At 62.3% G+C, this 17,629-nt stretch carries 15 protein-coding genes; 11 read left to right on the top strand and 4 right to left on the bottom strand.

All coding sequences use genetic code 11. The features are described from left to right. Window position 1: 1 nt before the first annotated feature. The 10 genes from pafA to AB0N65_RS02835 all read left to right on the top strand — a co-directional run bounded on the left by pafA (window position 2) and on the right by AB0N65_RS02835 (window position 12,364). Window positions 2-1,366: a Pup--protein ligase gene (gene pafA / locus AB0N65_RS02790; protein WP_364157385.1), complete on the top strand. Its 1,365-nt coding sequence runs from the start codon at window positions 2-4 to the stop codon at window positions 1,364-1,366. Between the two features lie 112 nt (window positions 1,367-1,478). Beyond that, window positions 1,479-2,405, top strand: a complete 927-nt coding sequence (locus AB0N65_RS02795) for an FKBP-type peptidyl-prolyl cis-trans isomerase (protein ID WP_364157387.1) — start codon at window positions 1,479-1,481, stop codon at window positions 2,403-2,405. 70 nt (window positions 2,406-2,475) lie between these two features. Beyond that, window positions 2,476-2,871, top strand: coding sequence for an FKBP-type peptidyl-prolyl cis-trans isomerase (locus AB0N65_RS02800; protein WP_364157389.1), 396 nt, complete (start codon window positions 2,476-2,478; stop codon window positions 2,869-2,871). 94 nt (window positions 2,872-2,965) lie between these two features. Beyond that, window positions 2,966-4,996, top strand: coding sequence for a WYL domain-containing protein (locus AB0N65_RS02805; RefSeq protein WP_364157392.1), 2,031 nt, complete (start codon window positions 2,966-2,968; stop codon window positions 4,994-4,996). A gap of 9 nt (window positions 4,997-5,005) precedes the next feature. Beyond that, entirely contained in the window at window positions 5,006-5,356 is a 351-nt protein-coding gene (locus AB0N65_RS02810; RefSeq protein ID WP_364157395.1) for a hypothetical protein, read from the top strand. Between the two features lie 36 nt (window positions 5,357-5,392). After that, on the top strand, window positions 5,393-5,662 hold the full coding sequence (tatA, locus tag AB0N65_RS02815) for a Sec-independent protein translocase subunit TatA (protein ID WP_364157397.1): 270 nt from the start codon (window positions 5,393-5,395) through the stop codon (window positions 5,660-5,662). Between the two features lie 6 nt (window positions 5,663-5,668). Beyond that, complete coding sequence (tatC, locus tag AB0N65_RS02820) at window positions 5,669-6,505, top strand: twin-arginine translocase subunit TatC (protein ID WP_364157399.1); 837 nt, start codon at window positions 5,669-5,671, stop codon at window positions 6,503-6,505. A gap of 24 nt (window positions 6,506-6,529) precedes the next feature. Further along, window positions 6,530-9,499 (top strand): DEAD/DEAH box helicase, encoded by a 2,970-nt coding sequence (locus AB0N65_RS02825; protein ID WP_364157402.1) that lies wholly within the window; start codon window positions 6,530-6,532, stop codon window positions 9,497-9,499. 37 nt (window positions 9,500-9,536) lie between these two features. After that, a complete protein-coding gene (locus tag AB0N65_RS02830) occupies window positions 9,537-11,195 on the top strand; it encodes an amidohydrolase family protein (protein ID WP_364157405.1) in 1,659 nt (552 codons plus the stop codon). 425 nt (window positions 11,196-11,620) lie between these two features. Then, window positions 11,621-12,364, top strand: a complete 744-nt coding sequence (locus AB0N65_RS02835; protein ID WP_364157407.1) for a polyprenol monophosphomannose synthase — start codon at window positions 11,621-11,623, stop codon at window positions 12,362-12,364. 89 nt (window positions 12,365-12,453) lie between these two features. Here AB0N65_RS02835 and AB0N65_RS02840 read toward each other — a convergent pair whose 3' ends face one another. The 4 genes from AB0N65_RS02840 to AB0N65_RS02855 all read right to left on the bottom strand — a co-directional run bounded on the left by AB0N65_RS02840 (window position 12,454) and on the right by AB0N65_RS02855 (window position 15,536). Then, window positions 12,454-12,801: an RNA polymerase-binding protein RbpA gene (locus AB0N65_RS02840; protein ID WP_214863997.1), complete on the bottom strand. Its 348-nt coding sequence runs from the start codon at window positions 12,799-12,801 to the stop codon at window positions 12,454-12,456. Between the two features lie 271 nt (window positions 12,802-13,072). Further along, on the bottom strand, window positions 13,073-14,053 hold the full coding sequence (locus tag AB0N65_RS02845; protein ID WP_364157410.1) for an SPFH domain-containing protein: 981 nt from the start codon (window positions 14,051-14,053) through the stop codon (window positions 13,073-13,075). 90 nt (window positions 14,054-14,143) lie between these two features. After that, on the bottom strand, window positions 14,144-14,605 hold the full coding sequence (locus AB0N65_RS02850) for an NfeD family protein (protein ID WP_364157414.1): 462 nt from the start codon (window positions 14,603-14,605) through the stop codon (window positions 14,144-14,146). Window positions 14,606-14,681: 76 nt separating this feature from the next. After that, window positions 14,682-15,536 carry a methyltransferase domain-containing protein gene (locus AB0N65_RS02855; protein WP_364157417.1) on the bottom strand — a complete coding sequence of 285 codons (855 nt, stop codon included), beginning with the start codon at window positions 15,534-15,536 and terminating at the stop codon, window positions 14,682-14,684. A 69-nt stretch (window positions 15,537-15,605) separates the two neighbouring features. On the opposite strand from AB0N65_RS02855, the gene AB0N65_RS02860 reads away from it, so the two are divergent. Then, window positions 15,606-17,621 carry a S9 family peptidase gene (locus tag AB0N65_RS02860; RefSeq protein ID WP_364157420.1) on the top strand — a complete coding sequence of 672 codons (2,016 nt, stop codon included), beginning with the start codon at window positions 15,606-15,608 and terminating at the stop codon, window positions 17,619-17,621. The last annotated feature ends 8 nt before the right edge of the window (window positions 17,622-17,629 follow it).

Below are 17,629 nucleotides of genomic sequence, written 5' to 3' on the forward strand. Positions count from 1 at the left end.
AATGGACAAACGGATATTCGGGATCGAAACCGAATTCGGAATCTCGTACTCCAGTCCCGATTCGCGGCCCCTGGCACCGGAAGAAGTGGCTCGCTACCTTTTCCGCAAGGTGGTCAGCTGGGGGCGCTCCTCCAATGTCTTCCTGACCAACGGCTCCAGGCTCTACCTGGATGTTGGTTCGCATCCGGAATACGCCACGGCTGAATGTGACGACCTCGCCCAGTTGATCGCCCATGACAGGGCCGGCGAGCTGATCCTCGACGACCTCGTTGACGAGGCGCAGGCACGGCTGGCAGCGGAAGGCTTCAACGGTACCGTCTATCTGTTCAAGAACAACACCGACTCCGCGGGAAACTCGTACGGCAGCCACGAGAACTACCTCATTCCCCGTCGTGGAGAGTTCTCCCGGCTGGCAGAGATCCTTATCCCGTTCCTGGTGACCCGGCAACTCATTGCCGGAGCGGGGAAGGTCTTGAAGACACCGCACGGGGCAACCTTCGCCTTCTCACAGCGGGCCGACCACATCTGGGAGGGTGTTTCCTCGGCAACCACCAGGTCAAGGCCAATCATCAACACGCGCGACGAGCCCCACGCCGACGCCGAGTTCTACCGCCGCCTCCACGTCATCGTCGGCGACTCCAACATGTCCGAAACCACTGCACTTCTCAAAGTGGGCACTGTCGACCTCATCCTCCGCATGATCGAGGCGGGCGTCATCATGCGGGACATGCGCATGGAGAATCCAATCCGCAGCATCCGTGAGATCTCCCACGACCTTACGGGCCGTGCCTTGGTTCGGCTGGCCAATGGCAGGCAGCTTTCGGCCTTGGACATCCAGCGGGAATACCTCACAAAGGTCACGGAGTTCGTGGCGGCGAACGGGGCGCATAATGCACATGTGCCGCTCATCCTCGACTTGTGGAAGCGGACTCTCGACGCCATCGAAGGTGGAGACTACAGCAGCATCGACACCGAGGTGGACTGGGCGATCAAGAAGAAGCTGATGGATGGCTACATGCAGAGGCACGACCTCAGCCTCGACTCGCCGCGCATCGCCCAGTTGGACCTTACTTACCATGACATCTCGCGGCAGCGTGGACTGTTCTTCCTGCTGCAGTCGCGGGGCGCGGCCAAGCGCCTGGTGACCGAAACGGAGGTCAAGGATGCCGTGGATGCGCCGCCGCAGACAACGCGCGCCAAGCTTCGTGGTGACTTTGTCCGCCGCGCGCAGGAACTGGGCCGGGACTACACCGTGGACTGGGTCCATTTGAAGCTGAACGACCGCGCCCACCAGACCATCCTCTGCAAGGACCCCTTCCGGAGCGTCGATGAGCGCGTGGACGGGCTCCTTGACTCTATGAGCTGACTCCCAGCTTCACGGGCTATTCTGGATAGTGGCCTCTTTCCAAGGGGGCCACTTGCTTGGTTGCACGAAGTGCCGTTCCAAGCGTCCCTTGCCCCGACGAAAGTGTCTTTTTGTGCGCCGACTCCTAGCAATTCTTTTTCCTGTCCTGCTGCTCATCACCGCTTGTGGGGGAGGAAGCACCCCGGCAGCCGAGCCCACCAGCCAGTCATCGGGAGATGTTTCCAAGCTCGATTCCGTGAAAGTAACGGACAACGGCAATGACAAAGCTCCCGGCGTCGAATTCAGCAAGCCGCTCACTGTAGCCGAGCCCACCATCAAGGTGGTCAGTGAAGGGGACGGCGAGCGGATCAAGGCAGGCCAGGTGGCCGAGCTGGCCTATGTTGCCGTAGACGGCAACGATGGCAAGACCCTTGAGGATGTGTATCAGAACGGACCCCAGCCGGTTGAGCTGAACGACAAACTCAAGGAAGGGAACGAGCTTATCTACAACGCCATTGTGGGCGCGAAGCTCGGTTCGCACGTGGCCTTCGCGGCCCCCGGCTCCGCCACGGGCACTGAGGCGGGGTCAACCCAACTCGTGATCTTCAAGCTCATCTCCGCCAAGGATCCTGCACCCGTGCTGGAGAAGCCGGAAGGCGAAACAGTGACGCCGCCGGCAGGATTGCCCACGGTCAAGGAAAACGATAAGGGTATTCCCGAGATCAACGTCGAAGGAGCTGCGGCACCCACGGAACTCATTGCGCAGGACCTGATCAAGGGCAACGGCGCAGCAGTCAAGGCGACGGATACGCTTACCGTCAACTATGTGGGCGTTAACCTGGTTGGCGGCACCAAGTTCGACTCCAGCTTCGACCGCGGTGAGACAGCGAGCTTCGCGCTCACCGGTGTCATCAAGGGGTGGACCCAGGGCTTGGAGGGCAAGACTGTCGGTTCGCGTGTCCTTCTCGTCATCCCCCAGGACCTCGCCTACGGCGAAGCCGGCCAGGGTGAAGCCAAGGGCGACCTCGTTTTCGTCGTCGACATCCTCGGCGTCAGCTAGCCAGCCCACATTTCCGGGCGCTGGCTTAAGCTGGTTCCTGACACCATTCGTCCCCAACCAAGGAGCATCCATGTCATTTGGTCAGCGCGACTACGACCGCACCAAGCCGGAAATCGACTTCCCTGAAGGCGACGTCCCCACCGAGCTCGTCATCACGGACCTCATTGAGGGCACCGGCGCCGAGGCCAAGGCCGGCGACACCGTCTCAACGCACTACGTTGGCGTCGCCTGGTCCACGGGCGAAGAATTTGATGCTTCGTGGGGCCGCGGCGCTCCGCTCGACTTCCGGGTGGGCGTCGGGCAGGTCATCCAGGGTTGGGACCAGGGCCTCCTCGGCATGAAGGTAGGCGGTCGCCGCCGTCTGGAGATCCCCTCCGAGCTCGCCTATGGCTCCCGTGGGGCCGGTGGAGCGATCAAGCCCAACGAAGCCCTTATCTTCGTCGTCGACCTCGTAGCCGTCCGCTAGGACAGAGCTTCCTGCAAGGCGCGTTGCCTTCCGGTTTGGCCGGAGGATGACGCGCCTTGCTGTTTTCCCCCGGGTCTTTAGTAACGTAGCAAGCGTGTCCGCATCCCGCACTGAACGCCTGCTGAACCTCCTACTGGCTTTGCTCAACACCAAGGTGGGGCTTTCCCGTGCCGTCCTGCGTGAAAAGGTCTATCACGGTTCCGCCGAGAATGATGTCGCCTTCGGGCGGATGTTCGAACGCGACAAAGTGGACTTGAAGCAGTTTGGCTTCGATATCGAGACCTTGACGGACCCGGGTTTCGGCGGTGACGACCCCGCCTCCACCCGCTACCGCATCGGCAAGGACTCCAATGTGCTTCCCGACGTCAACCTGACTCCTGCGGAGTGCACGGTCCTGCTGCTTGCCGCGCAACTGTGGGAGCGCGCCGCACTGGGCACCGCCGCGGCCAACGCAGTGCGCAAGCTGCAGGCAGCCGGCGGGTTCGCCGATGTTGACCTGCCGGCCGGGGTCCAGCCAAGGATCAAGCCCGCCGGTCAGGCGTTCGACGACGTCGTCGCAGCCATGCATGCCAGGCATGCGGTCCGCTTCGGCTACCTTGCCGGAAGCACCGGCCGGGAAGAAACGCGCGAAGTCGAGCCTTGGGGCTTGGGCAGCCGCTTTGGGCAGTGGTACCTCGTAGGGCTGGACCGGGGGAGGGCTGCCAAGAGGATTTTCAGGCTCTCCCGCATGACAACTGCGGTCACCGCGGTGCCGGGAAGTGTGTTCGAAACACCGGCAGGCTTTAATGCCCGGGAAGAGCTGGACTCGCTCAATGAGCTACCACTGCAGCGAGCCGTCCTGGAGGTCGACGCAGGGCGTTTGCTGGCCTTGCGGAAGCGCGCCGTTGCCGGAGGCACGGGCACGCCGTCGGCGGAGACCTCCAACCGCGACCGCATCGTTGTGGAATTCCGCGACCCTGAGCAACTCGCAGAGGAGTTGGCTTCTTATGGGCCGCATGTTCAGGTGACGGAACCCGCCGAGCTGCGTGCCGCCGTCGTACGCCGGCTGAAAGGTGCGGCAGAGTTCAACGGCCAGCCGCCGATTCCTGTGCAATTTCCGGAGGCAGGCCGCGCGCCGCGGTCCAGGAAGCGCACCTCCGAGGACCAACTGGCCCGGATGCTTCAACTGGTGCCCTTCCTTGTCCACCACCAGGGTCTCCACATTCAGCAAGTTGCTGACCACTTTGGCGTCACTCGAAAGGCGCTGATCGATGACCTCAAGATTCTTATATGTTCCGGCCTGCCGGAGGGATACCCGGACGACCTCCTGGATATCCAATGGGAGAACGACCATGTGTACATCACTGAGCACCTGGACCTGAACCGCCCTGTACGCTTCAGCGAGGACGAAGCTGCAGCCCTGTTGACCGGACTTGCCATGCTCGGCGACCTCCCGGCACTGGCAGGCATGGCCGGCGACGAATCGGGGAACGCCCTGGAGTCGGTCACCATCAAGCTGACAGGTGCCGCAGGGCAGGCCGGCCGCCTGGCCGGGGCGGTCGCGGGACAATCCGTGGCGCCGGAGCAATCGAAGGCCTTCGGCACCATCACCCAGGCCATCAGGGACGGCCGGCAGCTTCGGCTGAGGTACTTGTCTCCCCAACGCGATGAGGTGACGGAGCGCGACGTGGATCCCCTTCGCCTCTTCTCGTTGGACAACACGTGGTATTTCGAGGCCTACTGCCACAGCAAGACCGGGCTTCGGAATTTCCGACTGGACCGGGTGGAGTCCTTGGGGCCGAATGGTCGCCCGGTCGCCGTCGCCGCTCCTGCCGGTGAGGACTTTCCGGCGCGGCTGTTCACGCCGAGTGACGACGACGTCCAGGTGGTGCTGGAACTCACCAGACAGGGGGCTGGCCTGGCGGACGATTACTACGCCGAGCGCACGGCGCCTCTGCCGGGCGGTGGCCTGCTGGCGGAGGTGCGGTTCGGCAATGCTGATTGGCTCCCGATGTTCGTTTCCCAACATGGAGGTGCAGTGCGGATCATTGATCCGGAGGAACTCCGCCACGCAGCACATGAGTGGCTTGAGGCTGCGTTGGCGCCTTATGGCGGACATTCAGCGTCGGACACTGCGACTGGCTAGACTACTCAGATGCCTTGGTGGTTTTGGGTCCTGTTGTGGATCGCGCTCATAGCCCTTTCGCTCCTCCTGCATGTGACGCTTGGATACCGGCTGTTCAGAAAGTTCATGGCAACTGTTCATGATCTGGGCGACGCCGGGAAACGTTTCAGCAACTTTGCTCCAGGGGGAGAAACCTCCGACGTTGAAGCTCCGGTAAACACGGCGGAACCCGGTTCTGCGATTTTTGCCTCGCCGGAACAGATGCGTCATGATTACCTGACGGCCAAAGCCTTCCGCCAGGAAGTTCGTCGCCAGAAGCGCGTCCAGCGCAAAGCCGAGCGGGGACAACCCCAATCCCTGCACGACATAGAATTCAGATAGACGTAGGATGTATCCAAAAGGAAAGGACCTCCCCACATGAGGCTCGAAGGCTGGCATCTCATCATCATCATCGTCCTGGCCCTGGTGCTGTTCGCCGCACCAAAGCTGCCTTCCATGGCGCGCAGCATCGGTCAGTCAATGCGTATCTTCAAATCCGAAGTCCGTGAAATGAAGAAGGACGGAGCGTCCGAGTCCAAGGACACCTCCGCAGCTTCCGACGCCGTCGAAGGCAAGGTCGTGGACCACCCGGACGTGAAGGCCAAGAACAACGGCGAAACCGACGTTCCGCCCTCCAACCGCGTCTAAGAAGAAGTGGTACAGACGAAGGGGCGCAAAGCCAACCCCGAAGCCCGGATGGCGCTCCTTGACCATCTGAAGGAGTTGAAGAACCGGCTCTTCAAGGCTGCCATCGGCATCATTTTGGGTACGGTGGTGGGCTTCATTGTCTACCAGCCCCTCCTGGAGGCCTTGATCAAACCGATCAAGGACCTCAATGAGAAAGAAGGCCGGGCGGCAACACTGAATTTTGACGGTGTTGCCAGTTCCTTCGACCTCATGGTGCAGGTCTCGGTTTTTCTCGGAATCATCATTTCCAGCCCTGTCTGGATCTATCAGTTGTGGGCTTTCATCGTGCCCGGCCTGCACAAGAAGGAACGCCGGTTGGCCCTTTCCTTCGTCGCGGCCGCGGTTCCGCTGTTCGTCGGTGGCGTGCTGCTGGCCTGGCTGGTGCTGCCAAACGCCGTCCGGGTACTGACTGACTTCACCCCTGTGGGCGGTTCAAACTTCATCAGCGCCGAAATCTACCTGGCATTCGTCCTACGCCTACTGCTGGCCTTTGGAATCGCGTTCCTGGTGCCCGTGGTGCTCGTTGGGTTGAACCTTGCCGGAATCATCAAAGGCAAGCAGCTCATCAAGAGCTGGCGTATCACGATCTTCCTGGTCTGCCTTTTTGCTGCGATGGCAGCCCCCGGCGCGGACGCCATGAGCATGTTTTACCTTGCCGCACCAATGCTGCTCCTGTTCTTCGCGGCCATTGGCTTATGTGTCCTGAATGACCGCAGGCGGGAACGCCGCGCCATCAAGCGGGCCGCTGAGACCGAAGCCACGGCCGATATCGCCACCCCGGCCTCGGATCTGGAGAATCTGTAGACTCCAGCGCACTAGGCTTGATGCATGTCCACCATTTCCGGGTCTCCATCACCATCAGAGCGCTACCAGGCGGCCACACAACGGGCCGCTGAGGCCAGGACCTATCTGGGCGCCTTTGCCCGCTCCTTGGATTTTGAACTGGACGATTTCCAGAGCGAGGCCTGCCGCTCGCTCCAGGAGGGCCGGGGTGTCCTCGTCGCAGCACCCACAGGTGCAGGCAAAACGATCGTTGGCGAATTCGCCATCTACCTCGCCTTGGAGCGGGGCCTGAAGGCTTTCTACACCACGCCCATCAAAGCTCTCAGCAACCAGAAGTTCTCGGAACTCGCTGCCAAGTATGGCGCCGCGAAAGTTGGCCTGCTGACCGGCGACACCACCATCAACGGTGAGGCGCCCGTCGTTGTGATGACCACGGAAGTCCTGCGAAACATGCTGTATGCAGACTCCGAAACCCTCGACGACCTCGGTTTCGTCGTGATGGACGAGGTCCACTACCTCGCAGACCGCTTCCGCGGTGCGGTATGGGAAGAAGTCATCATCCATTTGCCCAGCGAAGTGCAGGTCGCTTCGCTGAGTGCCACAGTGTCCAACGCAGAAGAGTTTGGCGCCTGGCTGGACACCGTACGGGGTGATACGGATGTCATTGTTTCCGAGCATCGCCCGGTTCCGCTGTGGCAGCACGTCATGGTGGGCCGCGAAATCGTGGACCTCTTCGCCGGGGACACCACGTTCGACCAGATCGCTCCCGTTGTACCGGACACCGAAGTACCTGACCTCAGCGACACCGACGACGCCTCGGACGAGGCTGTCCTCCCGGCAGCCTCACGTAGAACCCTTGCCAAGCGTTCCACAGGCCCGGTGGCCCGCCAGGCGGTAACCGGCCCGGAGTTCGAGGTCAATCCGGATCTGCTGGCCATGGCCCGCTCTGAAAGCCGCATGAACATCAACAGCAGGTTCGGCCACGGCGGCAGGAGTCGCCGCCGCCAGGACCGCAACCGCGATGACCGCCACAACACCGAGCAACGCAGCCCCGTACGGAAGGCAAGCCGTCCCCATGTGATTGAAAGCCTCAACCGCCAGGGTTTGCTGCCCGCCATCACGTTCATTTTTTCGCGGGCGGGTTGTGATGCTGCCGTTGCCCAGTGCGCCGCCTCGGGTCTGTGGCTGACCACCGAACGTGAACAGCTCATCATCGCCCAGCGGGTGGATGAAGCAAGCCACGAGATACCGGCCGACGATCTTGACGTCCTGGGATTCTGGGGCTGGCGCGACGGCCTCATCAGGGGCTTTGCAGCACATCATGCCGGCATGCTGCCCACGTTCAAGGAAGTGGTGGAGAAACTTTTCGCCGATGGACTCGTTAAGGCAGTCTTCGCCACGGAAACCCTTGCCCTCGGCGTCAACATGCCGGCACGTTGCGTGGTTCTCGAAAAGCTCGAGAAGTTCAACGGCGAGGCCCATGTCAACATCACTGCGGGGGAGTACACCCAGCTCACGGGTCGGGCCGGGCGCCGTGGCATCGACGTCGAGGGGCATGCCGTGGTCTTGTGGCAGCCAGGAACTGATCCGGCAGCAGTCGCGGGTCTGGCTTCGCGTCGAACCTACCCCCTGAACTCGAGTTTCCGGCCAACCTACAACATGAGCATCAACCTGATTGCCCAGTTCGGCCGGGCGCGTGCCCGTGAAATCCTGGAGTCGTCGTTTGCGCAGTTCCAGGCGGACCGTTCCGTCGTTGGCCTTGCCCGGCAGGTTCGTGGACGGGAAGAATCCCTGGCCGGCTACGCCAAGTCGATGGAATGCCACCTGGGTGACTTCACCGAGTATGCACGGTTGCGTCGGGAGCTTGGCGATACCGAGCAGTTCGCTGCCCGCGACCACCAGCGCGCACGCAAGTCGAGGGTCGCGGATTCACTCACGCGCCTTCTTCCCGGCGATGTCATCAGTGTGTCCGGCGGCAGGCTTGCGGGCTACGCCGTCGTGCTTGATTCCGACGCCAACGCGCGCGAGCCGAGGCCTTCCGTCCTCACCGCCGATAGCCAACTTCGCCGCATCGGCGTGCACGATGTCGATGCGCCGGTTTCCCCCGTAACGCGGATCCGGATTCCCAAGTCTTTTAACGCGAAGGTTCCCAAGTCCCGACGCGATCTGGCTTCATCCATGCGCCACGCCGTCAGCGACGACGTTCCCAAGGCCCGCCGCCATAGCCGGCACGAGGACTTCGGTCTGGGATCGCGCATGCCTGACCAGGAGAAGAAGATCACCGAGCTTCGGAGGGCGCTCCGGGCCCATCCATGCCACGGCTGCAGTGAACGCGAAGATCACGCCCGATGGGCAGAGCGCTGGTGGAAGCTCCGTAAGGAAACCGACGGCTTGGTGCGCCAGATCCAAGGCAGGACGAATACCATCGCCAAGACATTCGACAGGGTCTGCGATGTGCTCTCCGCGTATGGTTACCTGGAATCGAACGACGACGGCCGCGTCACCATCAGTGCCGACGGCCAGCGACTCCGTCGCATTTACGGGGAGAAGGACCTGCTGATTTCACAGTCCATCCGTCGCGGCGCCATCAACGACCTCGACGCAGCGGAGCTGGCCTCCCTGGCGAGCACGCTGGTTTACCAAGCGAAGCGTGAGGACCGGGGGTTGCGGCCCAGAATGCCTTCCGTCGCGCTGGAGTCTGCCGTTGATATCGTCGTGCGTGAATGGTCCCGGCTGGAGGACACCGAAGAACAGAACAGGCTCCCCTTGACCGGCGAGCCCGAGCTTGGCCTCGTGTGGCCCATGTACAAGTGGGCCAGGGGCCGTCATCTGCAGGATGTCCTCAACGGGACCGACCTCGCGGCCGGCGATTTTGTCCGGTGGGCAAAGCAGGTAGTGGACCTCTTGGACCAACTTGCCAAGATTCCGCAGCTGGATCCGCGTTTGGCCAGGATCTGCCGGGAATCCATCGACTTGGTCCGCCGCGGAGTCGTGGCGTATTCCACCGTCGCCTGACCCTTAAGACTGATATCACGCTCAGGAGCGCTAACGCATGAACAAGACAGGCCTTCCGGCCGAGCAGACCGGCGGAGGCAGGGAACGTAAAGTCACCCTGTACCGGAACGGTTCCATCTATACGGCGGCGGATCCTTTCGCCACGGCAATGGTGGTGGATGGGGACACCGTGGCCTGGGTTGGTTCAGAGCAGGCCGCCGCCTCCATCGCAGATGATTCCATGGAGGTCATCGATCTCCGGGGTGCCCTCCTTGCACCGGGTTTCGTCGACTCGCATATGCACCTCACGGAGACGGGCATCGCCCTCGCGGGGCTTCAGTTGGGCGGTACCCGGTCTGCCCGGGAATTGCTCGACGCCGTTGCTGCCGCCGGCGGAGCAGGAACAGTGGTTGGCCATGGCTGGGACGAGACAACGTGGCAGGATCCCACCCTTCCTTCGCCCGAGGAGCTCGACCGCGCTTCGGGTGGACGGCCGGTCTATCTCTCCCGCATCGACGTCCATTCGGCTCTCGTTTCGGCCTCGCTTGCCCGTTCGGCGCGGCTTGAGGAACTGGACGGATATACGGGGAGCGCTCAGGTGGTAAGGGCAGCTCACACTGCCGCCCGGTTGGCAGCCAGGAGTTTTACTGACGCCGAACGGATCGGCTACCAGGAGCATGCCCTTCGCCATGCAGCGTCCAACGGGTATGTGGCGTTGGCCGAAATGTCCGCCCCGCATATTTGCGGACCTGAGGACCTCCGCATGGCGATGTCGTGGAACAAGCAGGCCGGAACTCCCTTGGTGCTTCCGTATTGGGGCGAGCTGGCATCCTCGGAACAGCATGCGCGCTCGATTCTTGAGGGTTTCGGACCCGGTGTCCTTGGCCTTGCCGGGGACCTCAACATTGACGGTTCCATAGGGTCGAGGACGGCGGCCCTGAGTGCAGATTATGCCGACGCGCCCGGCCAGCGTGGCAGCTTGTATCTCTCGGTTGACGAGGCGGCCAACCACCTTGCGGCGTGCTCGTTGCTGGGCGTGCAGGCCGGATTCCACATCATAGGTGACGCCGGACTCTCAGCGGCCCTGGACGCCGTGGATGCTGCGGCAGCGGAGGTGGGGGAGCAGCGGATCCGGGCGGCGGGCCATCGTTTTGAACACGTGGAACTCGCCGACCCGGCCTCGGTGGAGAGGCTTGCGAGGTACTCCATCACCGTCAGCGCCCAACCGGGATTTGATGCCGCTTGGGGTGGCCCGGGTGGCCTCTATGAGAAGCGACTGGGGGACCGCCGCTATTCCATGAATCTTTTTGCATCGTTCTACTCAAGCGGCGTCCCGATCGCCTTTGGTAGCGACAGCCCGGTGACCCCCCTTAGTCCTTGGTCCAGCGTTCGCGCCTGTCTGGAGCACAGCAACCCTGCTCAGCGCATTTCGGCACGCGCTGCCTTCCTGGGACATACGCGTGCCGGCTGGCGGGCCAGTAAGCACCGGAACCCGTTGATGGGCCAGCTTGTCCCCGGTGCCCCTGCCAGCTTTGCTGTGTGGGAAGTCGAGGAACTCATGGTCCAGGTGGCCGATAGCCGCGTTCAGTCGTGGAGCACGGACCCCCGGGCCCGTACGCCGCTGCTTCCGGCGCTGGACACGGGCAGCGACCCGGTGTGCCTGCAGACCGTGAGGGAAGGCCACGAGCTCTTTGCCCATGAGTCCCTGCGCGTCTAACCGGCTGTGATCCCGTTAATTCAGACCCACGGATTGCCGCCTGAACTGGGAAGACGCGCGAACGCGCAGGTCACGAGGCGGTTGACAGCTTTTGTAAAGTCCGTAGCATTGAGGCTCAACGGATCGTCGCGGCCCGGGCTCGGGGCGTGATTGTCCTGGCCGCCGCCGGGAATGGTCGCGGTGGCGGTACGCGAGTGGGCAGGTCCATAAGGCCCCGGAAAACGGTTCGTTCGGCACACTGACTGCCCGGACGGCACTGGTCCCGGGCTTATGGACCTGCCACAACGCTTCCCCCCAGCTGTGTCCCGGACCACACGTGCCCTGAGGAGCGCCCGGGGTCGCCCTATAATGGAGAGTTGCGCCAGAAAGCCAGCCTCCGCTGCTGGTCCGGCACACTGACCGCTCCATCAAGGAAAGGCCTCTTCTTGCGTGTCCTGACGATCATCCCAACCTACAACGAGCTGGAATCGCTCCCCAAGACGCTGGGTCGGCTGCGCGCAGCAGTTCCCCACTCGGACGTACTTGTGGTTGATGACAACAGCCCGGACGGCACGGGACAGCTTGCCGACGGTATCGCAGCCGAGGACAGCCAGGTGCATGTACTGCACCGCAAGGGCAAAGAAGGCCTCGGCGCAGCCTACATAGCAGGCTTCAAATGGGGCCTGGCTGCTGGTTACGACGTCCTCGTCGAGATGGATGCTGACGGTTCCCACCAGCCCGAGCAGTTGCCCCTCCTGTTGGACGCCGTCAAAGACGGCGCCGACCTTGCCATGGGCTCACGTTGGGTGCCGGGTGGCAGTGTCGTCAACTGGCCGTTGTACCGCCAGGCCATCTCCCGAATCGGCAGCACCTACGCCCGCATCATGCTGGGCGTGAAGATCAAGGACGTCACCGGCGGTTACCGTGCGTTCCGCCGCAGCACGCTCGAGGCCCTGAAACTCGATGAGGTCGAGTCGGTTGGTTACGGCTTCCAGGTAGACCTGGCGTGGCGCGTGGCCAAGTTGGGGCTTCGGATCGAAGAACGGCCCATAACTTTCGTAGAGCGCGAACTCGGGGCATCGAAGATGAGCGGCAACATTGTGGTGGAAGCCATGATCAACGTGACTAAGTGGGGTCTCGCTGCCCGCTGGGCGAAGCTCACGGGCAAGCAACCGTCGATGGCCAGGTAGCCAGTTCAGCCGCGGCCAAATACTGATTAACGTCAAAGCCGGGCCGGTTCCCTGAGGAGCCGGCCCGGCTTTGACGTTCGGGCTTGCGACTACGCGGAGCGGCGCTCTCCGCGGCGCTCACGAAGGATGTTCAAGCGGTCCTCGAGGATCTGCTCCAGCTCAGGAAGCGTGCGGCGTTCCAGCAGCATGTCCCAGTGCGTACGGACTGCTTTCTCGTTGGCGTCCACCGGTCGTTCGCCGTCCACGAGCAGGGCTTCCTTGCCGGTCTTGGAGACCCAGACAGGAGGAATCTCGGCCTCGGCGGAGAAGGTCACGAAGACTTGCTCTCCATCCTCACAGCGGTACTCGACCCGCTGGCGCGGTGCCGGTTCAACGCCGGATTCGGTTTCCATGCTCTGGGCGCCAAGACGCATACCCCGCAGGCTGCGATCGCTCATGATTACTCCCTCTGTCTGTTCGCGGAGCCTGAACTCCGCGCTAGCCGTAAGCCGTCTTCACGTTCCTTACGGACTACTTCTGCACACCTTGCATCACTTATTGCAACGCCCGGCCAAGCCTTAATGTTCCATCCACACTGAACCAGCCGGACAAATACTCTATTATACGCCGATGACCGGCCACTCCTCAAAAGTGCTTCCAATGCAGCGAGCGGCCAGCCGCAATGGCTGACCGCTCGCTGATCCTACGCTGCTGATCCCACGGACCTGGCTACTCCAGGGGCTTGGCATGCTCCCCGGGTGCTGCAGGGGACGAGGCGCCGGCTGTTTCCTTTCCTGCGAAGAGCCCGGCGACCGAAGAGTCACCGTTGGTGCCTCCCAGTGCACCACCGATACCCTTCAGCGCTTCACCCACCTCGCTGGGAATGATCCAGAGCTTGTTGGAGCTGCCTTCGGCAAGCTTGGGGAGGGTTTGCAGGTACTGGTAGGCAAGGAGCTTCTGGTCCGGGTTGCCCTTATGGATTGCATCGAACACCTTCTGGATGGCCTGAGCCTCACCGTCGGCCCTGAGGATGGCCGCTTTGGCGTCGCCTTCTGCGGCCAGGATGGCTGCCTGCCGTTGGCCCTCGGCCGTCAGGATCTGCGACTGCTTGGTACCTTCAGCCGTCAAGATCGCCGCGCGACGGTCACGCTCTGCGCGCATCTGCTTTTCCATCGAGTCCTGGATGGAGTGGGGCGGATCGATCGCTTTCAGTTCAACGCGCGAGACACGTATGCCCCACCGACCCGTCGCCTCATCCAGGACGCCACGCAGCTGGCCGTTGATCTGATCACGGGATGTCAGGGCCTCTTCCAGGTTGAGCCCACCCACCACGTTGCGAAGCGTGGTGGTGGTCAGTTGCTCTACAGCCTGGATGTAGTTGGCGATTTCATAGGTGGCTGCCCGTGGATCAGTCACCTGGAAGTAGACGACCGTATCGATGGAGACCACCAGGTTGTCTTCGGTGATCACGGGCTGCGGAGGAAAAGACACCACTTGTTCACGGAGGTCGAGCAGCGGCAGGAGCCGGTCCACGAATGGAATCAGGATGGTGAGTCCCGGGTTGAGCGTCCGCTGGTACTTGCCGAGGCGTTCAACGACGCCGGCACGCGCCTGCGGGATGATCCTCACCGACCGGACCAACACGATGATCACAAAAATAACGAGAACAATCAGCACAATTGCTGCCGCTGTTCCTCCCAAGCCGTCCATACATCTCCTTCGTTCCCCAATTGCGTGGTTGATACGGCGAGCCGGCTGCTGCCAGGCAACCCGGCGGCGTCGGCAAAATATCCGGTGGTTCTAGCGCGGGCTGTTTTCGGCAGGCGAGGCGACTACCGCCGTCGCGCCGTCAATCCTGGTGACCTGGACGGTAGCGCCGGCGTCCAGCACACCGGCGGTGCTGCGGGCGCTCCACACATCCCCGCCGATCTTGACGAGCCCGCTTGTCCCACTGACAGGTTCAATGACGATGGCCGACTGGCCGATCAGGCGGTCAACGTTGGTTCGCTGTTCCACCGGGCCTTTGCGCAGGTGTTTCAGGGCGACAGGCCGGACGAAAGCAATCATCAAGAGTGAAACGACGCTGAAGATGACGATTTGCAGCCAGAAGTCAGCGCCGGCGAAGTCTGCTATCAGTCCAGCCAGGGCTCCGCCGCCAAGCATGATGAAGAAGAGGTCGAGGGTCAGCATCTCCACCACCGCGAACGCGAGGAATACAGTGAGCCAGAGAGCCCACCAATTATCGCCGAGCCATTCAAACATCGTTCCCCCTTGGTCCCCGACCCCCATGAGGGTCGCAGTCGCTGTTCCTCCATCCTAGCCCGGGTTTAAGCCCACGTCAGGCGGGGGAATCGCCCACTGAAAAGAGGCTCACCTCGAATTTGGCAGTGGCGGAAACCATGCCCTCGACGCTCGCTATTGCCGACCGTTCATCCGGATCAAGATGGTGTCCCGCGGGTCCCATGTATGCGAGGTCAGCCATTTCAACCCCAGTGAGCTGCAACGGTATGTCCAGGCTCAGTCTGTCTTCCCCGCGGAACAGCCCGCTGAGGGAGTCCGCCAGTCTGTCTGCCTTACCCTCTTCGATGCCGAGCATACGCGTCCTGTGTGCAATCTCAGCCAAGTGCCCTGGCCTTGGTGTGACGATAATCAGCCTGCCGCCCGGGCGGAGGACCCGGGCGAACTCGGCGGGGTTGCGTGGCGCGAACACCACCATGACCACATCTACTGCGTTGTCTGCGATGGGCAGGGGCCGCCAGATGTCCCAGACGAGGTTGGCCGCCTGCGGGTTGAGCCGGGCCGCGCGCCTCAGTGCGTATTTGGAGATGTCCAGCCCGATTGCTGCAGCGGGAGCCGTGGCGAGAACTTCGTGCAGGTAGTAGCCCGTCCCCGTGCCCGCGTCGAGGACCAATGGGTTCCGGTCACGGAGTCCTTCCGATGCGTAACCGGCGACCGCATCTGCCAAGGCCGCATAGTGTCCGGCCTCAAGGAATCTTTGGCGGGCAGCAACCATTTCCGCCGAATCAGCTTCGAATTCGGTGCCCTTGCCGGTAAGCATGTTGAAGTATCCCTGCTTCGCTGCGTCAAATGCATGCCCCGATTCGCAGCGCAACGCCCTTTGCAAAGTGTCCCCGGGCTGGAATTTGCCCTTGCAGACTGGACAACGGAGGGCGGCAACGGCGTGGGACAACATGGCCTCAATCCTACGGCGGACCGGAGTGTCAGGTGCCTGCTGCCGGGGCCGGCAGCTAGGCTCACCAAGGTGAAACCCGAGCAATTGCCCTTGCTGAATTCCGTGTCCGCCCCTGCCATCCACCCGGACGGCACCAAAGCCGTAGTGGCCGTCACCAGGCCGGACTTTGATGCCGACTCCTACGTTGGTCAGCTCTGGAGCGTTCCCTTGGACACCACAAAGCATCCGAGGCGAATTACCCGCGGTTTCAGGGATACCTCGCCCGCCTTCTCACCTGATGGCCTGGTTCTGGCCTTCCTGCGGTGCGACCCCGACGGCAAACCACAACTATTCGTCGTAGAGGCAGCCGGCGGCGAGCCGCAACGGATCACTGACCAGCATGCGGGAGTGGGCACCTTCACGTGGGCACACGATTCCCACCGGATTGTTTTTACTTCCAGGGTCCCGGAACCTGGCCGCTATGGAACAGTCGACGGCGTCACTTCCGGCAGCGAGGACGCCCGGTTTATCGCCGTGAACCAGTACCGACTGAACGGAATCGGGTACCTTGCAGATCAACGTCAACAGCTTTTCATAGTTGACGTTCCGGAGCTGGGCGGCGAGCCTGCTGTGATTCCGCGTGGCCGCGCGGCCCACGAAAAACCGCAGGAGAAAGTCTCCGGTGTCCCTAAAGCCAGGCAGGTCACTTTTGGCGACGCTGACCACGAAGCCCCGGTGTTCTCGGCCGATGGTTCCCACGTCTATTTTGTCGGCGCCCTCCATGATCGCCGCGACGACGACCTCGTTACCTCCATCTACAGGGTGGCTGTGACCGGGGGCGACCCTGAAGCAGTGCATCCGGCCGGCGCAGGCCTGCAGACCGTAACGGGCGTCAGGCAATCGGCCAACGGAGAGTGGCTCTTCTTTTCCGCGCAGGACCTGGGTGCCAGTGGGCGGGATTTCGTGGCACGGAATGCCGTGCTCTATGCCATGCCGTCCGCCGGGGGAGATGCCGTGGCGCTGACCGACGTCGAACACTTGGACATTTCAGGTCCTTTGGAGCCGAGCGGACCGGACAGCGTCCTTGTCCTCAACACGGCATTGGGAAGTGTGGAACTCCTTGATGTCACAGCAAGCGGCAGCATCACACCACTCGTGCACGGACCTAGGGTTGTCACGGGGGCTACCGTGGCAGCCAACGGTGAGATCGCGGTGAGCTACCTTGATGCTTCAACAGCCGGGGACGTGGCCTCTTTGGAGCGCGGAGAACTTCGCCTCCTGACAGACTTCTCTGCTGCGTTGCGAAACAACTCGCGGGTAGCTGAACCGTTGGATTTCCATGCGGAATCCGGAGACGGACACCTTGTCCATGGATGGGTGGTGCTACCCGACGGGCCCGGGCCGCACCCTGTGCTGCTGGCCATCCACGGCGGACCCTTCTCCCAGTACACCGGGGCCTTCTTCGACGAAGCCCAGGTTTACGCAGCCGCGGGGTATGCCGTGGTGATGTGTAATCCACGAGGCTCGGCGGGTTACGGCCAGGCCCATGGTCGTGCCATTAAGGAGCGCATGGGCACGGTGGACATGCAGGACGTCACCGCTTTCCTCGAGTCAGCGTTGTCCACCTTCACGACCTTGGACAAGGAAAACCTGGGCATCATGGGCGGCTCCTACGGCGGTTTTCTCACAGCCTGGATCATTGCCCACGATCATCGTTTCAACGGCGCAATTGTTGAACGAGGCTTCCTGGATCCTGTCAGCTTCAGCGGGTCCTCGGACATCGGCTGGTTCTTCGGAGGCGAGTACACCGGAGGGACACCGGCGCAGCTGGAAGCGCAAAGCCCCATGGCGGTGGCAACTGAGGTGAAGACTCCGACACTGGTGATCCACAGCGAGAACGATCTGCGCTGTCCCATCGAGCAAGGACAGCGCTACTACGCAACCCTTAAGGACAACGGGGCGGAAACCGCCCTTCTTGTTTTTCCCGGCGAAGACCACGAGCTGTCGCGTTCCGGGACACCGCATCACCGCAAACAGCGCTTCGAGCACATTCTCGGCTGGTGGGCGCGGCATCTGCCCTCCTTCCTGAACCGTGTGGAGGACTGAGGCGCCTT

The sequence above is a fragment of the Paenarthrobacter sp. NPDC089322 genome (genome assembly GCF_040684895.1).
Taxonomy (GTDB): domain Bacteria; phylum Actinomycetota; class Actinomycetes; order Actinomycetales; family Micrococcaceae; genus Arthrobacter.

Excerpts from the sequence above, each read along its gene's own strand:
- pafA (WP_364157385.1), top strand. The coding sequence starts at position 2 with ATGGACAAACGGATATTCGGGATCGAAACCGAATTCGGAATCTCGTAC.
- AB0N65_RS02800 (WP_364157389.1), top strand. The coding sequence starts at position 2,476 with ATGTCATTTGGTCAGCGCGACTACGACCGCACCAAGCCGGAAATCGAC.
- AB0N65_RS02810 (WP_364157395.1), top strand. The coding sequence starts at position 5,006 with ATGCCTTGGTGGTTTTGGGTCCTGTTGTGGATCGCGCTCATAGCCCTT.
- tatA (WP_364157397.1), top strand. The coding sequence starts at position 5,393 with ATGAGGCTCGAAGGCTGGCATCTCATCATCATCATCGTCCTGGCCCTG.
- AB0N65_RS02825 (WP_364157402.1), top strand. The coding sequence starts at position 6,530 with ATGTCCACCATTTCCGGGTCTCCATCACCATCAGAGCGCTACCAGGCG.
- AB0N65_RS02830 (WP_364157405.1), top strand. The coding sequence starts at position 9,537 with ATGAACAAGACAGGCCTTCCGGCCGAGCAGACCGGCGGAGGCAGGGAA.
- AB0N65_RS02840 (WP_214863997.1), bottom strand. The coding sequence starts at position 12,801 with ATGAGCGATCGCAGCCTGCGGGGTATGCGTCTTGGCGCCCAGAGCATG.
- AB0N65_RS02845 (WP_364157410.1), bottom strand. The coding sequence starts at position 14,053 with ATGGACGGCTTGGGAGGAACAGCGGCAGCAATTGTGCTGATTGTTCTC.
- AB0N65_RS02850 (WP_364157414.1), bottom strand. The coding sequence starts at position 14,605 with ATGTTTGAATGGCTCGGCGATAATTGGTGGGCTCTCTGGCTCACTGTA.
- AB0N65_RS02855 (WP_364157417.1), bottom strand. The coding sequence starts at position 15,536 with ATGTTGTCCCACGCCGTTGCCGCCCTCCGTTGTCCAGTCTGCAAGGGC.